At 66.4% G+C, this 16,088-nt stretch carries 15 protein-coding genes and 1 rRNA gene; 13 read left to right on the plus strand and 3 right to left on the minus strand.

The window, feature by feature from the left end; all coding sequences use genetic code 11:
- The first annotated feature begins 309 nt into the window (after positions 1-309).
- Positions 310-447, plus strand: a complete 138-nt coding sequence (locus HAV18_RS13910; protein ID WP_166954206.1) for a hypothetical protein — start codon at positions 310-312, stop codon at positions 445-447.
- Positions 444-1,238, plus strand: a complete 795-nt coding sequence (locus HAV18_RS13915; protein ID WP_166956592.1) for an AraC family transcriptional regulator — start codon at positions 444-446, stop codon at positions 1,236-1,238. The genes HAV18_RS13910 and HAV18_RS13915 overlap by 4 nt, the downstream gene beginning before the upstream one ends.
- Before the next feature lie 94 nt (positions 1,239-1,332).
- On the opposite strand, the gene HAV18_RS13920 is transcribed toward HAV18_RS13915, so the two are convergent.
- Together HAV18_RS13920 and HAV18_RS13925 are read right to left on the minus strand one after the other, a co-directional pair.
- Positions 1,333-1,596 (minus strand): hypothetical protein, encoded by a 264-nt coding sequence (locus tag HAV18_RS13920; RefSeq protein ID WP_011353956.1) that lies wholly within the window; start codon positions 1,594-1,596, stop codon positions 1,333-1,335.
- A gap of 288 nt (positions 1,597-1,884) precedes the next feature.
- Positions 1,885-3,777: a bifunctional sugar phosphate isomerase/epimerase/4-hydroxyphenylpyruvate dioxygenase family protein gene (locus HAV18_RS13925; RefSeq protein ID WP_166956595.1), complete on the minus strand. Its 1,893-nt coding sequence runs from the start codon at positions 3,775-3,777 to the stop codon at positions 1,885-1,887.
- Positions 3,778-4,034: 257 nt separating this feature from the next.
- On the opposite strand from HAV18_RS13925, the gene aroQ reads away from it, so the two are divergent.
- The 3 genes from aroQ to HAV18_RS13940 are packed head-to-tail and all read left to right on the plus strand — an operon-like array spanning position 4,035 to position 6,717.
- On the plus strand, positions 4,035-4,490 hold the full coding sequence (aroQ, locus tag HAV18_RS13930; protein ID WP_166956598.1) for a type II 3-dehydroquinate dehydratase: 456 nt from the start codon (positions 4,035-4,037) through the stop codon (positions 4,488-4,490).
- Positions 4,487-5,341: a shikimate dehydrogenase gene (locus HAV18_RS13935; protein ID WP_166956600.1), complete on the plus strand. Its 855-nt coding sequence runs from the start codon at positions 4,487-4,489 to the stop codon at positions 5,339-5,341. Before aroQ ends, HAV18_RS13935 begins: the two co-directional genes overlap by 4 nt.
- 32 nt (positions 5,342-5,373) lie before the next feature.
- A complete protein-coding gene (locus tag HAV18_RS13940; protein ID WP_166956602.1) occupies positions 5,374-6,717 on the plus strand; it encodes an MFS transporter in 1,344 nt (447 codons plus the stop codon).
- 106 nt (positions 6,718-6,823) lie between these two features.
- Here the strand turns inward: HAV18_RS13940 and HAV18_RS13945 are convergent, their stop codons facing one another.
- Positions 6,824-7,933, minus strand: a complete 1,110-nt coding sequence (locus tag HAV18_RS13945; protein ID WP_166956605.1) for a 2-aminoethylphosphonate--pyruvate transaminase — start codon at positions 7,931-7,933, stop codon at positions 6,824-6,826.
- 258 nt (positions 7,934-8,191) lie between these two features.
- Between HAV18_RS13945 and phnS the strand changes: the two genes are divergently transcribed.
- The 8 genes from phnS to HAV18_RS13990 form a co-directional block, all read left to right on the plus strand.
- On the plus strand, positions 8,192-9,280 hold the full coding sequence (gene phnS, locus HAV18_RS13950; protein ID WP_166956607.1) for a 2-aminoethylphosphonate ABC transporter substrate-binding protein: 1,089 nt from the start codon (positions 8,192-8,194) through the stop codon (positions 9,278-9,280).
- Positions 9,281-9,314: 34 nt separating this feature from the next.
- Positions 9,315-10,418 (plus strand): 2-aminoethylphosphonate ABC transport system ATP-binding subunit PhnT, encoded by a 1,104-nt coding sequence (phnT, locus tag HAV18_RS13955; RefSeq protein ID WP_043180847.1) that lies wholly within the window; start codon positions 9,315-9,317, stop codon positions 10,416-10,418.
- Entirely contained in the window at positions 10,396-11,316 is a 921-nt protein-coding gene (phnU, locus tag HAV18_RS13960; protein WP_166956610.1) for a 2-aminoethylphosphonate ABC transporter permease subunit, read from the plus strand. Before phnT ends, phnU begins: the two co-directional genes overlap by 23 nt.
- Positions 11,306-12,166: a 2-aminoethylphosphonate ABC transport system, membrane component PhnV gene (gene phnV / locus HAV18_RS13965; protein WP_166956612.1), complete on the plus strand. Its 861-nt coding sequence runs from the start codon at positions 11,306-11,308 to the stop codon at positions 12,164-12,166. The genes phnU and phnV overlap by 11 nt, the downstream gene beginning before the upstream one ends.
- The gene (gene phnA / locus HAV18_RS13970; RefSeq protein ID WP_166956614.1) at positions 12,163-13,470 is read left to right on the plus strand and encodes a phosphonoacetate hydrolase; all 1,308 of its coding nucleotides are present in this window, start codon (positions 12,163-12,165) and stop codon (positions 13,468-13,470) included. The genes phnV and phnA overlap by 4 nt, the downstream gene beginning before the upstream one ends.
- The gene (gene phnY / locus HAV18_RS13975; protein WP_166956616.1) at positions 13,467-14,921 is read left to right on the plus strand and encodes a phosphonoacetaldehyde dehydrogenase; all 1,455 of its coding nucleotides are present in this window, start codon (positions 13,467-13,469) and stop codon (positions 14,919-14,921) included. Before phnA ends, phnY begins: the two co-directional genes overlap by 4 nt.
- Before the next feature lie 4 nt (positions 14,922-14,925).
- Positions 14,926-15,477: a phosphonate degradation HD-domain oxygenase gene (locus HAV18_RS13980; protein WP_166956618.1), complete on the plus strand. Its 552-nt coding sequence runs from the start codon at positions 14,926-14,928 to the stop codon at positions 15,475-15,477.
- Positions 15,478-15,984: 507 nt separating this feature from the next.
- Positions 15,985-16,088 (plus strand): 16S ribosomal RNA (locus HAV18_RS13990); the annotation flags it as partial.

The following is a 16,088-nucleotide window of genomic DNA, read 5'->3' on the forward strand; positions in this document are numbered from 1 at the left end:
GCGAAGTCTAGATAGCGAAAATGCGGGCGTCTTGCGCGTTCGGTGCGCGGGCGGCGACGATATCGGCATATCGTCGATAACCCTGATATGTGCCGAAATCGTCATGGAGAATGCGCAAACGCGCCAAGACGCTGCGCCGTCTCATTTTTATGCTGGCGAGTCCGGGCGCGCGGTGCCGGTGCGTCGGTGAGCCCATGTGCTCATGGCAGGCCGGCATCGGCGTATGCGTTGCTGCAGCGTCGACCCAAGCGGATCCGTGGCCGGCCGCCATGCGCGCGGCGCAGTGGTTGTGCATGCAACGAATGTCGCATGTCGATGCCGGTCGATCGGCGGCGCGACGTGACGGTCACCGCCAACTTGCCCGCCTTTGCGATCGGCGCGACGCGATCGAAGGGGCGTTTCTATAATCGACGCCATCTGCCACTCGCATTGCGGTTGCCGGGATGACGACCTTGCTTGCCGTACCGCCCATGAGCCTGTCCGACACGTTGCGCTACCAGCCCGACAACGCCGATCTCGGCGCGATGCTCGCGCACTTCCGCCTGCTCGAACCGGTGTTCGATGCGCTGCCGGACGTCGCGTTCTTCGTGAAGGACGCGAACGGCCGCTACGCGCTCGTCAATCGCACGCTGGCGATGCGTTGCGGCTACAAGGACAAGCGCGACCTGCTCGGCAAGACGACCGACGAAGTGTTTCCGCGCCGTTTCGGCCGCAGCTATTTCGAGCAGGACATGGCGACGATCAACGCCGGCCAGCAACTGATGGACCAGCTCGAGCTGCACCTGTATCCGGGCCGTCAGCCGGGCTGGTGCCTGACCTGCAAGGAGCCGCTGCGCGATGCCGCAGGCAGGGTGGTCGGCCTCGCGGGCATCTCGCGCGACCTGAAGGCGCACGAGGGATCGCATCCGGCGTACAGCCGGCTCGCCGACGTGGTCCAGCACATCCAGGATCACTACGTGCAGCCGCTGAACCTGAAGCAGCTCGCGCAGATGGCCGGGATGTCGGTCGCGCAGCTCGAACGCTACTTCCACAAGGTGTTCCACCTGACGCCGCGCCAGGTGCTGCTGAAGACGCGGCTCGATGCGGCCACCGCGCTACTCGTCACGCATGACAAGGTGACCGACGTCGCGGCGCTATGCGGCTATACGGATCACAGCGCGTTCACGCGCCAGTTCAAGGCGACGGTCGGCGTGACGCCGACGGAATACCGGTTGATGTTGCAGGAGCGGGCAGGGTGACGCGACACGCCGGAAGAGCCGACGAGTCGCAGGGATCGGGGCGATGCGGGGAAACGGGGAAACGGGGTAACGGTGAAGCGGTGAAAACCGCGGCTCAGCGGTAGCCGAGCCCTTTCAGGACGGCGGTGCCGTTTTCGGTCAGCCGGAAGCTGGGTGCCGTATCGGCGTCGAGCTTGACCATCTCCACGAGGCCGGCTTCCTGCAGCGCAGGCAGTTCGGGTTTGGCGTTTGCGCCGATCGGTGCATGCAGCAGCACGAGCAGCGTCGCGATTTCATGATGACTGAGCAGGCGGCGCAGCATCGTCTTCTTTGCAGGGGGCGCGGCCTGGCGGCCCGCGGGTGCTTCTACGGCGCTCATCGCTTTCCTCCTTTTCGAGATAACTATCGGGTACTGGTTGCGGATGGTGCCGTCGAAGACTTAAGCGATTCTTAAAACCGTGGCGGGCGACGGGATGCTGCGCTGCGGTATGGGTTACGGGATGTAACGTCATACGGCGCGCGGCTTCCGGCCCGATCGCGGCAAGCCGCGCGGGCGGGTGCGTCGCCGCGCAATTCACCACGATGGTGCGCGCGGGATGCGGCCCTTTAAGTTAGCTACGGGCTGTCGATACGGTTTGGCCCCAAAATTCCGTTTCTTTTCCTTCTCTTATTTCCTGCGCTGAGCCTGCGCGGCCAGGCGTACGGCCGCGTTTGCCGCGCCGTAGCCGTCGTATCCGCCGCGCCGCTCGACGATCTCGAGCGAGAAGCGGTTGTCGACCAATTCTGTATACGCGTGCAGGAATTCGCCGCCGTGCTCGTCCCGGTCGTACAGCAGGTGATGCGTGCTCAGCGTGTCGATCAGTTCGTCCGGCAGCGCGTAGCGTGCGGCGAGGTCGTCGTAGTAGTTCGGCGGAATGCGCAGGAACGGGATGCCGTCGGCCGCGAACGCGGCGACCGTCTTCACGATGTCGTCCGTGCGGAACGCGACGTGGTTCAGCCCCGTGCCGTGGTAGCGGTCGAGCGATTCGGCAACCGCCGTGTGCCGGTCGACCGACGCGTTCAGCGCGATCCGCACCGAACCGTCGGCGCTGCGCACCGCGCGGCTGCGCATCAGCCCGTACGGGTCGGGCACGAGCCAGCTGCGCTCGGCCTCGAAGCCGAACGCCGTCTTGAAGAACAGGATCCACGTATCGAGCGCGTCGGCCGGCAGCGCGAGGCACACGTGGTCGATACCGGTCAGCGGGCCGACTTCGCTCGGGCCGTCGATGTCGGTCAGCACGAAATCCGATTCATACAGCGTCGGCGCGTTCGGCGCTTCGTCGACGAAATACTCGAGGCTGCCGTCCGGCGCCTTTACGCTCGGCAGCACGCGTTCGCTCGGCCCGACGCGGCCGGAGAACGGCGCATAGCCGAAGCCGGCCGCGCGCTCGAACGCCACTTTCGCGTCGTCGACGCGGAATGCCGATGCACACAGCGACAGCCCGTGCTGCTGGAAGAACGCATCGGCGAACGAGTCGCGCTCCGCGTTCAGCACGATCGACGCGGCGCCGTGCTGGAACAGCGTCACGTCCTTCGACCGGTGCCGGCCCGCGAGCCGGAAGCGCATCCGGCCGAGCCATTCGCCGACGGTCGCCGCCGCCTGTGCGTCGACCGCGAATTCGATGAACTGGAACCCGACGTGCGCGGGCGGCGCCGGCGGCGCGAACAGCGGCTGGCTGGCGGCCGGCGCGCGGCCGTCCTGCGCGAGCCGCTCGCGCGTCAGTTCTTCCAGATAGAGCAGCGAGCGATGGCCGTCGGCGGCGGTGGCCGTGGTCGGCGCGGCGCGGAATCCGTCGTTGAAGATCTCGAGCGACAGCGGCCCCGTATAGCCCGATTCGATCACGCGCGCGGTGAAGCGCGCGAGGTCGAAGTCGCCCTGGCCGGGGAACGAGCGGTAGTGGCGGCTCCATTCGAGCACGTCCATCGCGAGCTTCGGCGCATCGGCGATCTGCACGAACGCGATCCGGTCGCCGGGGATGTCGGCGATCGCGTCCGGCGAGTCGTCGAGCGACAGCGTATGGAAGCTGTCGAGCGCGAGGCCGAGGTGCGGACTGTTCACGGCATTCACGAGTTTCCACGCATGGCCGTACCGCTTCACGACGCGGCCCCACGCGAGCGCTTCGTACGCGGCGACCACGCCGGCCTGCCGCGCGGCCTCGGCGAGCGCGCCGAGCTGGTCGACGAGTAGTCCGTCGTCGGCGATCGTGTCGGCCGACACGTTGCTGCACACCAGGATGCGGTCGGTGCCGAGCGCATGCATTACGTCGAACTTGCGCTTGATCCGGTCGAGGTTGCGGGCGAGCTGGGCCGCGCTCACGCCCTCTAAGTCGCGAAACGGCTGGAACAGCACGATGTCGAGGCCGAGATCGGCGGCCATGCGCCGGACGTCGGCCGGCGATCCGTCGAAGTAGACGAGGTCGTTTTCGAAGATTTCCACGCCGTCGAAGCCTGCGGCCTGGATGGCGGCGAGTTTCTCGGCGAGCGTGCCGGAAAGTGACACGGTGGCGATCGAGCGCTGCATGGGCGAATCCTGCGGATGAGCGGGGCATGGCGTCGATCGAACCGGCCCTGAATGAACCAGTCGTTGAATTCCCGGAGAACGCCATATCCCGAATTTACTGGGCTAGTGATGTGTATTGTACAAACTAACTAGGTGGTACAAATTAGCGAAAACCCGAAAAGACAGTCCGCATTCCCGGGCGCACACTAGCGCCAAATTCCGATGTTTTCGGGGCGATGCCGGTCACGGTCCGCCCCTGTTTTAGGAGCAGAATCATCATGAGCAAGCACAAGGTGCTGGTGCTGAACGGCCCGAACCTGAATCTGCTGGGGACGCGCGAGCCCCATATCTACGGCGCGGAAACGCTCGCCGACGTCGAGCAGCGCTGCCGCACGGCGGCAGAGGGGCTCGAGCTGGACATCGACTTCCGCCAGTCGAACGCCGAGCACCAGTTGATCGACTGGCTGCATGCCGCGCGTCACGACACGCACGGCATCGTGATCAACCCGGCTGCCTATACGCATACGTCGGTGGCGTTGGCCGATGCGCTTTCCGCGATCGCGAAGCCGGTGATCGAAGTCCATATCTCGAACGTGCATCGTCGCGAGGCGTTCCGTCACCATTCCTATGTGTCGGCGGTTGCCGAAGCCGTGATCTGCGGCTGCGGCACCGAAGGCTACGTCTTCGCGCTGCAGCGTCTGGCGACGCTGTTCGCGCAGGGAGCCGCACGATGAGCCGCCCGTCGTTTCTGATCGGCCTGATCGGCCAGGGCATCGGCGGCTCGCTGTCGCCCGCGATGCACGAGGAAGAAGGATTCCGCCAGGGGTTCGGCTATGTCTACCGGCGCATCGATCTCGACGCGCTCGGCGTGACCGCCGACGCACTGCCGCAACTGCTCGATGACGCGCAGCGGATGGGCTACAACGGCCTGAACATCACGCACCCGTGCAAGCAGCGCGTGATCGGGCACCTCGACGCGCTGTCGGACGATGCGCGTGCGCTCGGCGCAGTGAACACCGTGCTGTTCAAGGACGGCAAGCGGATCGGCCACAACACCGACTGGTCGGGCTTCGCGAAATCGTTCCGACGCGGGTTGCCCGACGCGTCGCTCGAACGCGTCGTCCAGCTCGGCGCGGGCGGTGCGGGCGCGGCCGTGGCGCATGCGGCGCTGCAGATGGGTGCGGCCGAACTGACGATTTTCGATGTCGACGGCACGCGCGCCGCCGCGCTCGCGGCTGAGCTGCAGCAGCGCTTCCCCGCGGCACGGGTTGTACAGGGCGGCGATCTCGCGGACGCGATGCGTGTCGCGACGGGCCTGATCCACGCGACGCCGACCGGCATGGCCAAGCATCCGGGCCTGCCGTTGCCGGCCGAGCTGCTTCGCGCGGGCATGTGGGTGGCCGACATCGTGTACTTCCCGCTCGAAACCGAACTGATCCACGCCGCGCGCGCGGCCGGCTGCGCCACGTTGCCGGGCGGCGGGATGGCCGTCTACCAGGCGGTCGACGCGTTCGAGATCTTCACCGGACGCCCGCCCGATGCCGAGCGGATGTTCGATCACTTTCAGTCGCTCGTCACGCGCTGACCCCTTACAGAAAGAGAGACCAGGAGACGACCATGCAGCACACCACCCACACGAGCGCCGCGCCGGCGCAGGCGGCCGGCACGGTCCGGCGCACCTCGGCGCGCTACAAGATTCTCGCGCTGCTCGCGATCGGCACGATGATCAACTATCTCGACCGTACCGTGCTGGGGGTGGCTGCGCCGCAGCTCACCAAGGAGCTCGGCATCAACGCGGCCGTGATGGGCATCATGTTTTCCGCGTTTTCGTGGACGTACGTCGCGATGCAGGTGCCCGGCGGCCTGTTCCTCGACCGCTTCGGCAGCAAGATCACCTATTACTGGTCGATGACGCTGTGGTCGCTGTGCACGTTCCTGCAGGGCTTCGTGCCGGGCATCGCGACGCTGTTCGCATGCCGGCTCGGGCTCGGCGTGACAGAGGCGCCGTGCTTCCCGACCAACAGCCGGGTCGTTGCGACGTGGTTTCCGCAGAACGAGCGCGCGATGGCGACCGGCACTTATACCGTCGGCGAGTACATCGGCCTCGCGTTCTTCAGCCCGGTGCTGTTCGCGCTGATGGGTGCGTTCGGCTGGCGTTCGCTGTTCTGGGTCGTCGGCACGATCGGCATCGTGTTCGGCCTGGTCTGGTGGAAGTTCTATCATGAGCCGCGCAACCATCCGGGCGCCAACTCGGAGGAGCTCGCGTATATCGAGGCGGGTGGCGGTCTCGTGCACGGTGCACGCAAGGACGGCGACAAAGGCGGCAAGGGCGAGCAGAAGAAGTTCAGCTGGGCGATGGCCGGCAAACTGCTGAAGAAGCGCCAGCTCGCAGGCATCTGCCTCGGCCAGTTCGCTGGCAACTCGACGCTCGTGTTCTTCCTGACCTGGTTCCCGACCTACCTCGCCACCGAGCGCCACATGGGCTGGCTGAAGATCGGCTTCTTCGCGGTGATGCCGTTCATCGCGGCGTCGGTCGGCGTGATGTTCGGCGGGATCTTCTCCGACTGGCTGCTGCGTCGCGGCAAGTCCGCGAATCTCGCGCGCAAGCTGCCGATCATCGCGGGCCTGCTGCTCGCGTCGACGATCATTCTCGCGAACTACGTGCAGAGCAACGAGGCCGTGATCGCGATCATGTCGGTCGCGTTCTTCGCTCAGGGGATGGCCGCACTCGGCTGGACGCTCGTGTCGGACATTGCGCCGGACGGCCTGCTCGGCGTGACGGGCGGCATCTTCAACTTCGCGGCGAACCTCGCCGGGATCGTCACCCCGCTGGTGGTCGGCTTCATCGTCGCGTCGACCGGCTCGTTCGTCGGCGCGCTCGTGTTCATCGGCGTGATCGCGCTGGTCGGCGCGGCGTCGTACATCTTCGTCGTCGGCGACATCAAGCGGATCGAGCTGTAAGCACCGGCTCCACGCACATCCAGTGCGTTAGCCCGGCAGCCGCAAGGCCGCCGGGCTTTTTTGCTTGCACGCGCCGGCGGATCCGCCGGCTCGCATAGTGCCGCGCTTATGCGCGCTGCACCGCGATGCCGAGCGATTCGACCGCCTGCGCGATCGCCGCGACCGCGCGCCGGATATCGTTCGAGTCGATCGCGCCGATGCAGCCGACGCGGAACGTCTCGAGCTGCGTGAGCTTGCCCGGATACAGGATGAAGCCCGCGTCACGCACCGCGTCGTAGAAGCGGCGGAAATCGTAGGCCGGGTGGTCGGGCGCATGGAACGTGACGATCACCGGCGCCTGCACGCTTGCGTCGAGGAACGGCGTGAAGCCGAGCGCACGCATCGATTCGACCAGCGTCCGGCAGTTGTCCACGTAGCGCGCGCCGCGCGCCGGCTGGCCGCCTTCGGCGAGGTACTGGTCGAGCGCGGCGCGCAGTGCGGCGATCACGTGCGTCGGCGGCGTGAAGCGCCACTGGCCCGTCTTGCGCAGGTACGCGTACTGATCATGGAGATCGAGCGCGAGCGACGGCGAGTTGCCTTCGCTCGCGTCGAGCGCGTCGCGCCGCACGATCGCGAACCCCATCCCCGGCACGCCTTCTAGACATTTGCCGCTCGCCGAGATCAGCGCATCGATGCCGCTGCCGGCCAGCGCGATCGGCAGCGCGCCGAACGAGCTCATCGCGTCGACGATCAGCCGCTTGCCGTGACGCCGGCACACGGCGGCGATGTCGTCGAGCGGGTTCAGGATGCCGGCGCTCGTCTCCAGATGCACCTGCGCGACGTGCGTGATGCGCGGCTCGCGTGCGAACGCGGCTTCGATCGCGGCCGGATCGACGGCCGCGTCCTCGCCGAACGGCAAGGCGATCGCTTCGATACCGAGCCGGCCGAGGATCTTCAGGATGCGCGTGCAGTACGCGCCGTTGTCGGGCACCAGCACGACGCCGTCTCGCGGCACCAGCGTGCCGAGCGCGGCTTCGACCGAGAACGTGCCGCTGCCCTGCATCGGTACGCACACGTACTCGTCGCCGCCGTGCGCAATGGCGACGAGATCCGCGCAGACGCTGGCCGTCAGTTGATTGAAAGCGGCATCCCACGAGCCCCAGTCATGTTGCATTGCGTGGCGGGTTGTGGCGGACGTGGTGAGCGGGCCGGGCGTAAGAAGAATCGGATCGGACATGGTTTTCCCTTGCAAAGGTCGGAAGAAACGCCGGGCGGCATTTCTGAATGACTTGCATGATATTGGCAAAATGTGTCATTTTTTGGAAATTGTGGCACTCGTCACGGGTTTGTCATCGAACGCTGTGATCCTTCGCTTGCCGCGAGAAACCAGACTTCAGCGCGGCGGCGAGGCAGGCCGTTGATCGGCCTTGCCCGAGATAACAGGAGAGCCGGATCGTGCCCCGGCCATTTGGTGTTCCGCCTACGGAGAAGTGAGATGACACTGCAGAATTCCTCGCGCGCCGCTGCCGGCGCGTTCCGCAAGCTTGCGCTGGCCGCCAGCGTCGCCGGTCTGATGGGCGCCGCGTTGCCCGCGCATGCGGCGAGCGCGGTCGTGCTGTATACGGCAGACGGTCTCGAGAACCTCTATCGCGATGTGCTGCCGGCCTTCGAGAAGAAGGAAGGCGTCAAGGTCAACATCGTGACGGCGGGCAGCGGCGAAGTCGTCAACCGCGCGAACATCGAGAAGAATTCCCCGAAGGCCGACGTGATCGTCACGCTGCCGCCGTTCATTCAGCAAGCCGGCCAGATGGGCCTGCTGCAGCCGTACCAGAGCGTGAACTACAAGAACGTGCCGGCCATTGCGAAGGCGGAAGACGGCACGTGGGCGACGTTCGTGAACAACTACTTCTCGTTCGCGATCAACCCGGACGTCGTGAAGAACCAGCCGAAGACGTTCGCCGACCTGCTGTCGCCGGCCTACGCGGGCAAGGTCGCGTACTCGAACCCGGCCACGGCCGGCGACGGGATGGCCGTGCTGATCCTGACGACGTCGCTGATGGGCGAGGACAAGGCGTTCGACTACCTCGCGAAGCTGTCGCAAAGCGTGAAGTTCCACACGAAGGGCACGGGCTACCTGAACGTGCTGCTGTCGCGTAACGAGATCAGCGTCGCGAACGGCGACCTGCAGATGGACCTCGACGACGCCGAACACGGCGCGCTGTCCGTCAAGCCGATCTTCCTGGCCGCGAAGGACGGCGACCAGCCGACCACGTTCCAGCTCCCGTACGGCATCGGCCTGATCAAGAGCGGCCCGAACCAGGACGCCGGCAAGAAGCTGATCGACTACCTGATGTCGACGGAAGTGCAGTCGAAGGTGCCGGACATGTACGGCATCCCGGGCCGCACGGACGTGCCGCTGGCGGGCAAGAACGGCGAAGCGGTCAAGAAGGCGATCGCGGGCGTGAAGCTGATCCCGGTCGACTGGACCCAGGTGATGGCGAAGAAGCCGGTGTGGATCGAGCGCTGGAAGAAGGACGTGATCGGCAGCTCGGGCAAGCAGCTCGACGTCGTCAAGCCGAAGTGATCGGCGCACGCCGCCTGTATTAGTGAGCAAGAGGATGAACCCGGTGGAAACCACCCTGACCCATCCCGGCGCATTCGGCGCCGCCGAACCGCAAGCAACGCTGCGGTCCGGCGCGCCGGGCGGCGTGCAGATCGAACACCTGAGCGTGCGCTACGGCGCACGCACGGTGCTGGAAGATCTGTCGCTGTCGATCGGTGCCGGTGAATTTCTGACCGTGCTCGGCAAGAGCGGCTGCGGCAAGACCACGCTGCTGCGCTTCATCGCCGGGTTCGTGAAGGCCGACGGCCTGACCGGCACGCTGACCGTTGCCGGGCGTGACCTGACCTATGCGCCGCCGCACAAGCGCAACCTCGGTCTGTTGTTCCAGAATTACGCGCTGTTCCCGCACCTGTCGGTGTTCGAGAACGTCGCATTCGGGCTGCGCGCGCGCGGCATGGCGTCGTCGGAAGTGACGCGCCGCGTCGCCGATGCGCTGAAGCTCGTGCAGCTCGGCGATGCGGGCCATCACCTGCCCGCGCAGCTGTCGGGCGGGATGCAGCAGCGCGTTGCGCTGGCGCGCGCGCTCGTGATCGAGCCGGACGTGCTGCTGCTCGACGAGCCGTTGTCGGCGCTCGACGCCAATCTGCGCGCCTCGGTGCGCAGCGAACTGAAGGCGCTGCACGAGCGCCTGCCGAACCTGACCGTCGTCTGCGTGACGCACGACCGCGACGACGCGCTCGTGCTGTCCGACCGCGCGCTGCTGATGCGCGACGGCCACATCGCACAGCTCGGCACGCCGCAGCAGCTGTACGACGCGCCGCAGGACGGCTACGTCGCGCGTTATCTCGGCCCGGCGAACCTGCTGCCGCCGCACGTGATCTTCCCGCTCGGCGATCCGCGTCATGAAGTGCGCGGCAAGGTGGCTTGCGTGCGCCCCGAGCGCCTGACCGTGATGCCGCCCGCCGCGGGCGGGCTGCACGGCACGGTGTCGTCCGTCGAATGGCAGGGCGCGGATCTGTCGATCGCGGTCACGATCGATGCGGCGCCCGACGAGCCCGTGCGCGTCACGATGCAACGCGGCCGCGGTGCGGCTCCCGAGCGCGGTGCGCGCGTTTCCCTGCATTGCGAGGCAGACGATGTCGTCCTTATCGAGCCCTGAAGCCGGCCTGCCGCCGCACGTGCTCGCGTCGGCCGCCGCGCACGCCGCCGCCGCGCGGCGCCGCAAGCGCATGGGCGACCTGCACCTGGCCGCGCTCGCGATCGTCGTGCTGGGCCCGCTCGTTGTCTACCCGCTGGTGCGGCTCGTGCTGCTGAGCGTGTCGGGCGACCACGGGCTGAGTTTCGCCGCGTACCGCACGTTCTTCGGCAACCCCGACACGCGCAACGTGCTGCTGACCACGCTCGGCGTGCTGTTCGCGAGCGCGGGCACCGCGTCGGTGCTCGGCGTGCTGCTGGCCGCGCTGCTGTTCTTCAAGCCGTTTCCGGGCGCAGCGCTCGTCACGCGCTTCCTGGAGCTGTACGTCGCGTTCCCGTCATTCCTCGTCGCGTTCACGCTGATCTTCCTGTACGGCTCGCAAGGCTCGATCAGTATCGCGCTGCAGCACCTGTTCCATCTCGAGAATCCGCCGCTCGATTTCCTGTTCGGCATCGGCGGCGTGATCCTCGCGCAGACCGTGTTCTATACGCCATTCGTCGTGCGGCCGACGCTCGCGTCGTTCGCGACGCTCGATTTGCGGTTGATCGAAGCCGCGCGCAGCCTCGGCGCTTCCGGCTGGATGCTCTCCCGCCGCGTCGTACTGCCGATCGCGTGGCCGGGCATCGCCGCCGGCACCGTGCTGTGCTTCCTGCTGACGCTGAACGAATTCGGGATTCTGCTCGTGCTCGGCAGCGCACGGCTGGTAACGCTGCCGGTTGCGATCTACAGCAGCGCGACCGTCGACCTCGACCTGCCGACCGCGTCGGCCGGTGCGGTCGTGATGCTCGCGCTGTCGCTGGCACTGTATGCGGTTTATCGCCGGGTGAACCGGCGTGCGACGGGAGGGAACGATGTCCGCTGAGTTCCGTATGGGGCAAGCCGTGCCGCGCCACCAGATCGGCTGGGGCGACACGGTGCTCAAGCATGCGTCGCGCGCGGCGCTCGCGCTGGCCGCGTTCGCGTGCTTCTGGTTGTTCGTGTTGCCGGTCGTCGTCGTCGCGCTGTCGAGCGTGTCGACCCAGTGGTCGGGCACGATTTTGCCGGCCGGCTACAGCCTGCGCTGGTTCGAGCGGCTGGGGTCGCCGGAATACGACGCGCTGCTGACGAGCCTCGAAATCGGCTTCGGCGTGTCGGCGGTCGGCACGATCCTCGGGCTGTGGCTCGCGCTGGCGCTCGAAGGGCGCGACCGGCGCGGCCTCGGCGCGGTGGTCGACGCGCTCGTGATGGTGCCGAACGGTGTGCCGAGCGTCGTGCTCGGGCTCGCGGTGCTGATCGCGTATCACCAGAAGCCGGTCGACCTGTCGAGCTCGGCGGCGATCGTCGTGTTCGTGCAGCTCGCGCTGATCTTGCCGTTCTGCTATCGCTGCGCGGCCGCCGCGCTGCGTCCGGAACTGACCGTGCTGCGCGAAGCGGCGGCGAGCCTCGGCGCGCCGCCCGCGATGGTGCTGCGCCGCGTGCTGCTGCCGCAGCTGGTGCCGGCGCTGCGTGCGAGCCTCGCACTCGGCTTCGCGCTGTCGCTCGGCGAGCTCGGTGCGACGCTGACGGTTTATCCGCCCGGCTTCGCAACCGTGCCGATCGTCGTGATCGGCCAGGTGGAGCGGGGGTATTACCTTCCGGCATCGGCGCTGTCGCTGCTGATGCTTGGCGCGTCGCTCGCGGCGTTGCTGTTGATCGCCGCGCGCGTGCCGCGCGGCAAGCGGAGGGCATCATGAACGCCGCGTTTGCATTGCGCCAACCCGGTGACGTGTCGGCAGCCGGCGCAGCGACGGGTCTCGCGGGACGCTCCGTCGACGTCAACGGCCGGCACTACCGGCTGCCGGTCGAGCCGACCGTCGTCGTCTGCGTCGACGGCTGCGAGTACGACTATCTCGAACAGGCGGTGGAAGCGGGCGTCGCGCCGTTCATCGGCCGGATGATCGCGGAAGGCACGGCCTGGCGCGCCGATTGTGTCGTGCCGACCTTCACCAACCCGAACAACCTGTCGATCGTCTGCGGCGTGCCGCCGTCGGTCCACGGGATCTGCGGCAACTATTTCTGGGACCCGGCCGCCGACGGCGGGCGCGGTGCCGAAGTCATGATGAACGACCCGGCCTACCTGCGGGCCGGCACGCTGCTCGCGGCGGCGTCCGACGCCGGTGCGCGGGTCGCCGTCGTGACGGCGAAGGACAAGCTGCGCCGGCTGCTCGGCTGGCAGCTGAACGGCATCTGCTTTTCGGCAGAGAAGGCCGCGCAGGCGAATCTCGCGGAAAACGGGATCGTCGACGTGCTCGACTGGGTTGGCCTGCCGTCGCCGGATGTCTACAGCGCGGCATTGTCCGAATTCGTGTTTGCAGCCGGCGTTCGGCTTGCGCAGACGCGCCAGGTCGACCTGATGTACCTGTCGACCACCGATTACGTGCAGCACAAGTGTGAGCCTGGCAGTGCGGGCGCGAACGCGTTCTACGCGATGATGGACGGCTATCTCGCGCAGCTCGACGCGCTCGGCTGGGCGATCGGTCTGACGGCCGATCACGGGATGAACGCGAAGCACGATCCTGCGACGGGCCGGCCGAACGTCATCTATCTGCAGGATGCATTCGACGGCTGGTACGGCGCGCAGGCTGCGCGCGTGATTCTGCCGATCACGGATCCGTACGTCGTGCACCACGGCGCGCTCGGCTCGTTTGCGACCATTTATCTGGCGCCGGGCGTCGACCGGGCCGAGGCGATGTGGCGCGTCGGCAGCCTCGACGGCGTCGAGCTCGTGCTCGACAACGCGGAAGCCGCCGCACGTTTCGAGCTGCCGGCCGACCGGATCGGCGATCTCGTCGTGATCGGCCGCCGCGACATGACGCTCGGCACGCGCGAGCGCGAACACGATCTGTCGGGCCTCACGGTGCCGCTGCGTTCGCATGGCGGCGTGTCGGAGCAGGAAGTGCCGCTGCTGTTCAATCGCCGTATCGAGCCGGTCGATCCTGCGCGTCGCCCGCGCAACTTCGACGTGTTCGATTTCGTGCTGAACCGGGTCGCGACATGATGGCTCATCCCCGACACGATCATCCGGCGTTTCGCGCGGAGGCGCTGCGCTGGTGCGGCACGCGCGCGACGCGCGAACGCACGCTCGACGTCATGGACCCTTACACGGGCACGCGTGTCGGTACGGTGCCGCTGGCGAGCGTCGACGACGTGCGCGCGGCATTCGACTACGCGATGGCGTATCGGCCGAAGCTCACGCGTTACGAGCGTTCGCAGATCCTCGAACGCGCGGCCGCGCTGTTGCGCGAGCGCATTGAAGAAGCGTCCGACCTGATCACGCTCGAATCGGGGCTGTCGAAACAGGACTCCCGCTACGAGATCGGCCGCGTTGCCGACGTGTTGAAGTTTGCGGCGGTCGAGGCGCTGCGCGACGACGCGCAGAGTTTCTCGTGCGACCTGACGCCCCATGGCAAGGCGCGCCGCGTGTTTTCGCAGCGGCAGCCGCTCGACGGCGTGATCGTCGCGATCACGCCGTTCAATCATCCGATGAACCAGGTGGCGCACAAGATCGCGCCGGCGATCGCGACCAACAACCGCGTGATCGTGAAGCCGTCGGAGAAGGTGCCGCTGTCGGCGTTCTACCTGGCCGACCTGCTGGTCGAAGCCGGGCTGCCGGAGCCGATGCTGCAGGTGCTGACCGGCGATCCGCGCGAGATCGCGGACGAGCTCGTCACGCACCCGCATGCGTCGCTGATCACGTTCACGGGCGGTGTGGCGATCGGCAAGGCGATTGCCGCGCGGGCAGGCTACCGGCGCATCGTGCTGGAGCTGGGCGGCAACGATCCGCTGATCGTTCTCGACGACGCCGACCTCGAACGCGCGACGTCGCTGGCGGTGCTCGGCTCGTACCGGAATTCGGGCCAGCGCTGCACGGCCGTCAAGCGGATGCTGGTGCAGCGTTCGATTGCACCCGCATTCACCGAATTGCTCGTCGAGAAGACGCGCGCATGGAAGTACGGCGATCCGTTTGATCCCGCGAACGAAATGGGCACGGTGATCGACGAGGAGGCGGCGCGGCTGTTCGAGGCGCGCGTCGGGGAGGCGGTCGCGCAGGGCGCGCGCCTGTTGACCGGCAACGTGCGGCGCGGCGCGCTGTATTCGCCGACCGTGCTCGACAACGTCGATCCGTCGATGACGATCGTGCGCGAGGAGACCTTCGGGCCCGTGTCGCCGGTGATCACGTTCGATACGATCGACGACGCGATCCGGATCAGCAACGGGACGGCGTTCGGGCTGTCGTCGGGTGTGTGTACCGACAGCACGGCGGCGGTCGTGCGGTTCGTGAACGAACTGAACGTCGGCACGGTGAATGTATGGGAAGTGCCTGGATACCGGATCGAGCTGTCGCCGTTCGGCGGGATCAAGGATTCGGGGCTCGGTTACAAGGAAGGCGTTCAGGAGGCGATGAAGAGCTTCACGAACCTGAAGACGTTTTCGCTGCCTTGGGAGTGAATGAATGGCATTGACGGTGGAAGAGATCCAGGGGCTGTATCGCGAGCATGGCCATGTGGCCTATAGCGGTGAACCGGTGACGCAGCTCGAGCATGCGTTGCAGAGCGGATTGCTGGCGGAAGAGGCGGGTGCGGACGAGGCACTGGTCGCGGCGGCGTTCCTGCATGACCTCGGGCATCTGTTGAATCGCCAGGGTGAGACGCCGAGCGCACGCGGGATCGACGACCTGCATCAGTATTACGTGCTGCCGTTCCTGCGGCCGCTGTTCTCCGACGCGGTGCTGGAGCCGATCCGGCTGCACGTCGACGCGAAGCGCTGCCTGTGCCGCACGGACGCCGGCTACTTCGAGAGCCTGTCGCCGGACTCGGTGCGCAGCCTCGCGCTGCAGGGCGGCATCTTCAGTGAAGAGGAGACGGCGGCATTCCTGCAGCGCCCGTTCGCGGAGGACGCACTGCGTCTGCGCCGCTGGGACGATACGGCGAAGGAAGAAGGAAAAGTGACGCCTGATCTCGATCACTATATGGAGATCGTCGCGCGCCAGGTGCGTGCAGGCTGACGGTTGGGCTGCTTCTATATAGGCCCCGCACGCGACAGCGTGCGGGGCCTTATATTTTTTTGAGAAACCCCTTGCGCAGTTCGAAGAGCGTGCCTACAATCACGCCTCTTTCGCGCTAACGGAAACGCGGCGCGGAAGAGGGAAGCAGGGTTGGCGGTGTGCTGCAGTCTGGGGCGCGCAACTGGCCTGGAAGTTGAACCCCGCAGTCGCAACGAAGTAGTTCAAAAAGTTGTTGACGATCTGCGAAACACGGTTCATAATCTCGCTTCTCTGCTGCTGAAAACGCAGCGCTGCTGAGAAACACGAAGTTCCTCGCAGAAATGTTCTTTAAAAATTAACAGCCGATAAGTGTGGGCGCTTGATGGCAGCGAGCTGATCCTCGGATCAGATAGCGAAAGTATCAAGAGTCTCACACTAAAGTAAGTCAGGTTTATGAAGTGATTCATATTCCTGTCAGCTTTGAGTGAGCGACCGGTTCTTAACTGAACCGAAAACAGTAACAGGTTTAAACTGAAGAGTTTGATCCTGGCTCAGATTGAACGCTGGCGGCATGCCTTACACATGCAAGTCGAACGGCAGCACGGGTGCTTGCACCTGGTGGCGAGTGGCGA

This window comes from Burkholderia sp. D-99 (assembly GCF_011605345.1).
Lineage (GTDB): Bacteria > Pseudomonadota > Gammaproteobacteria > Burkholderiales > Burkholderiaceae > Burkholderia.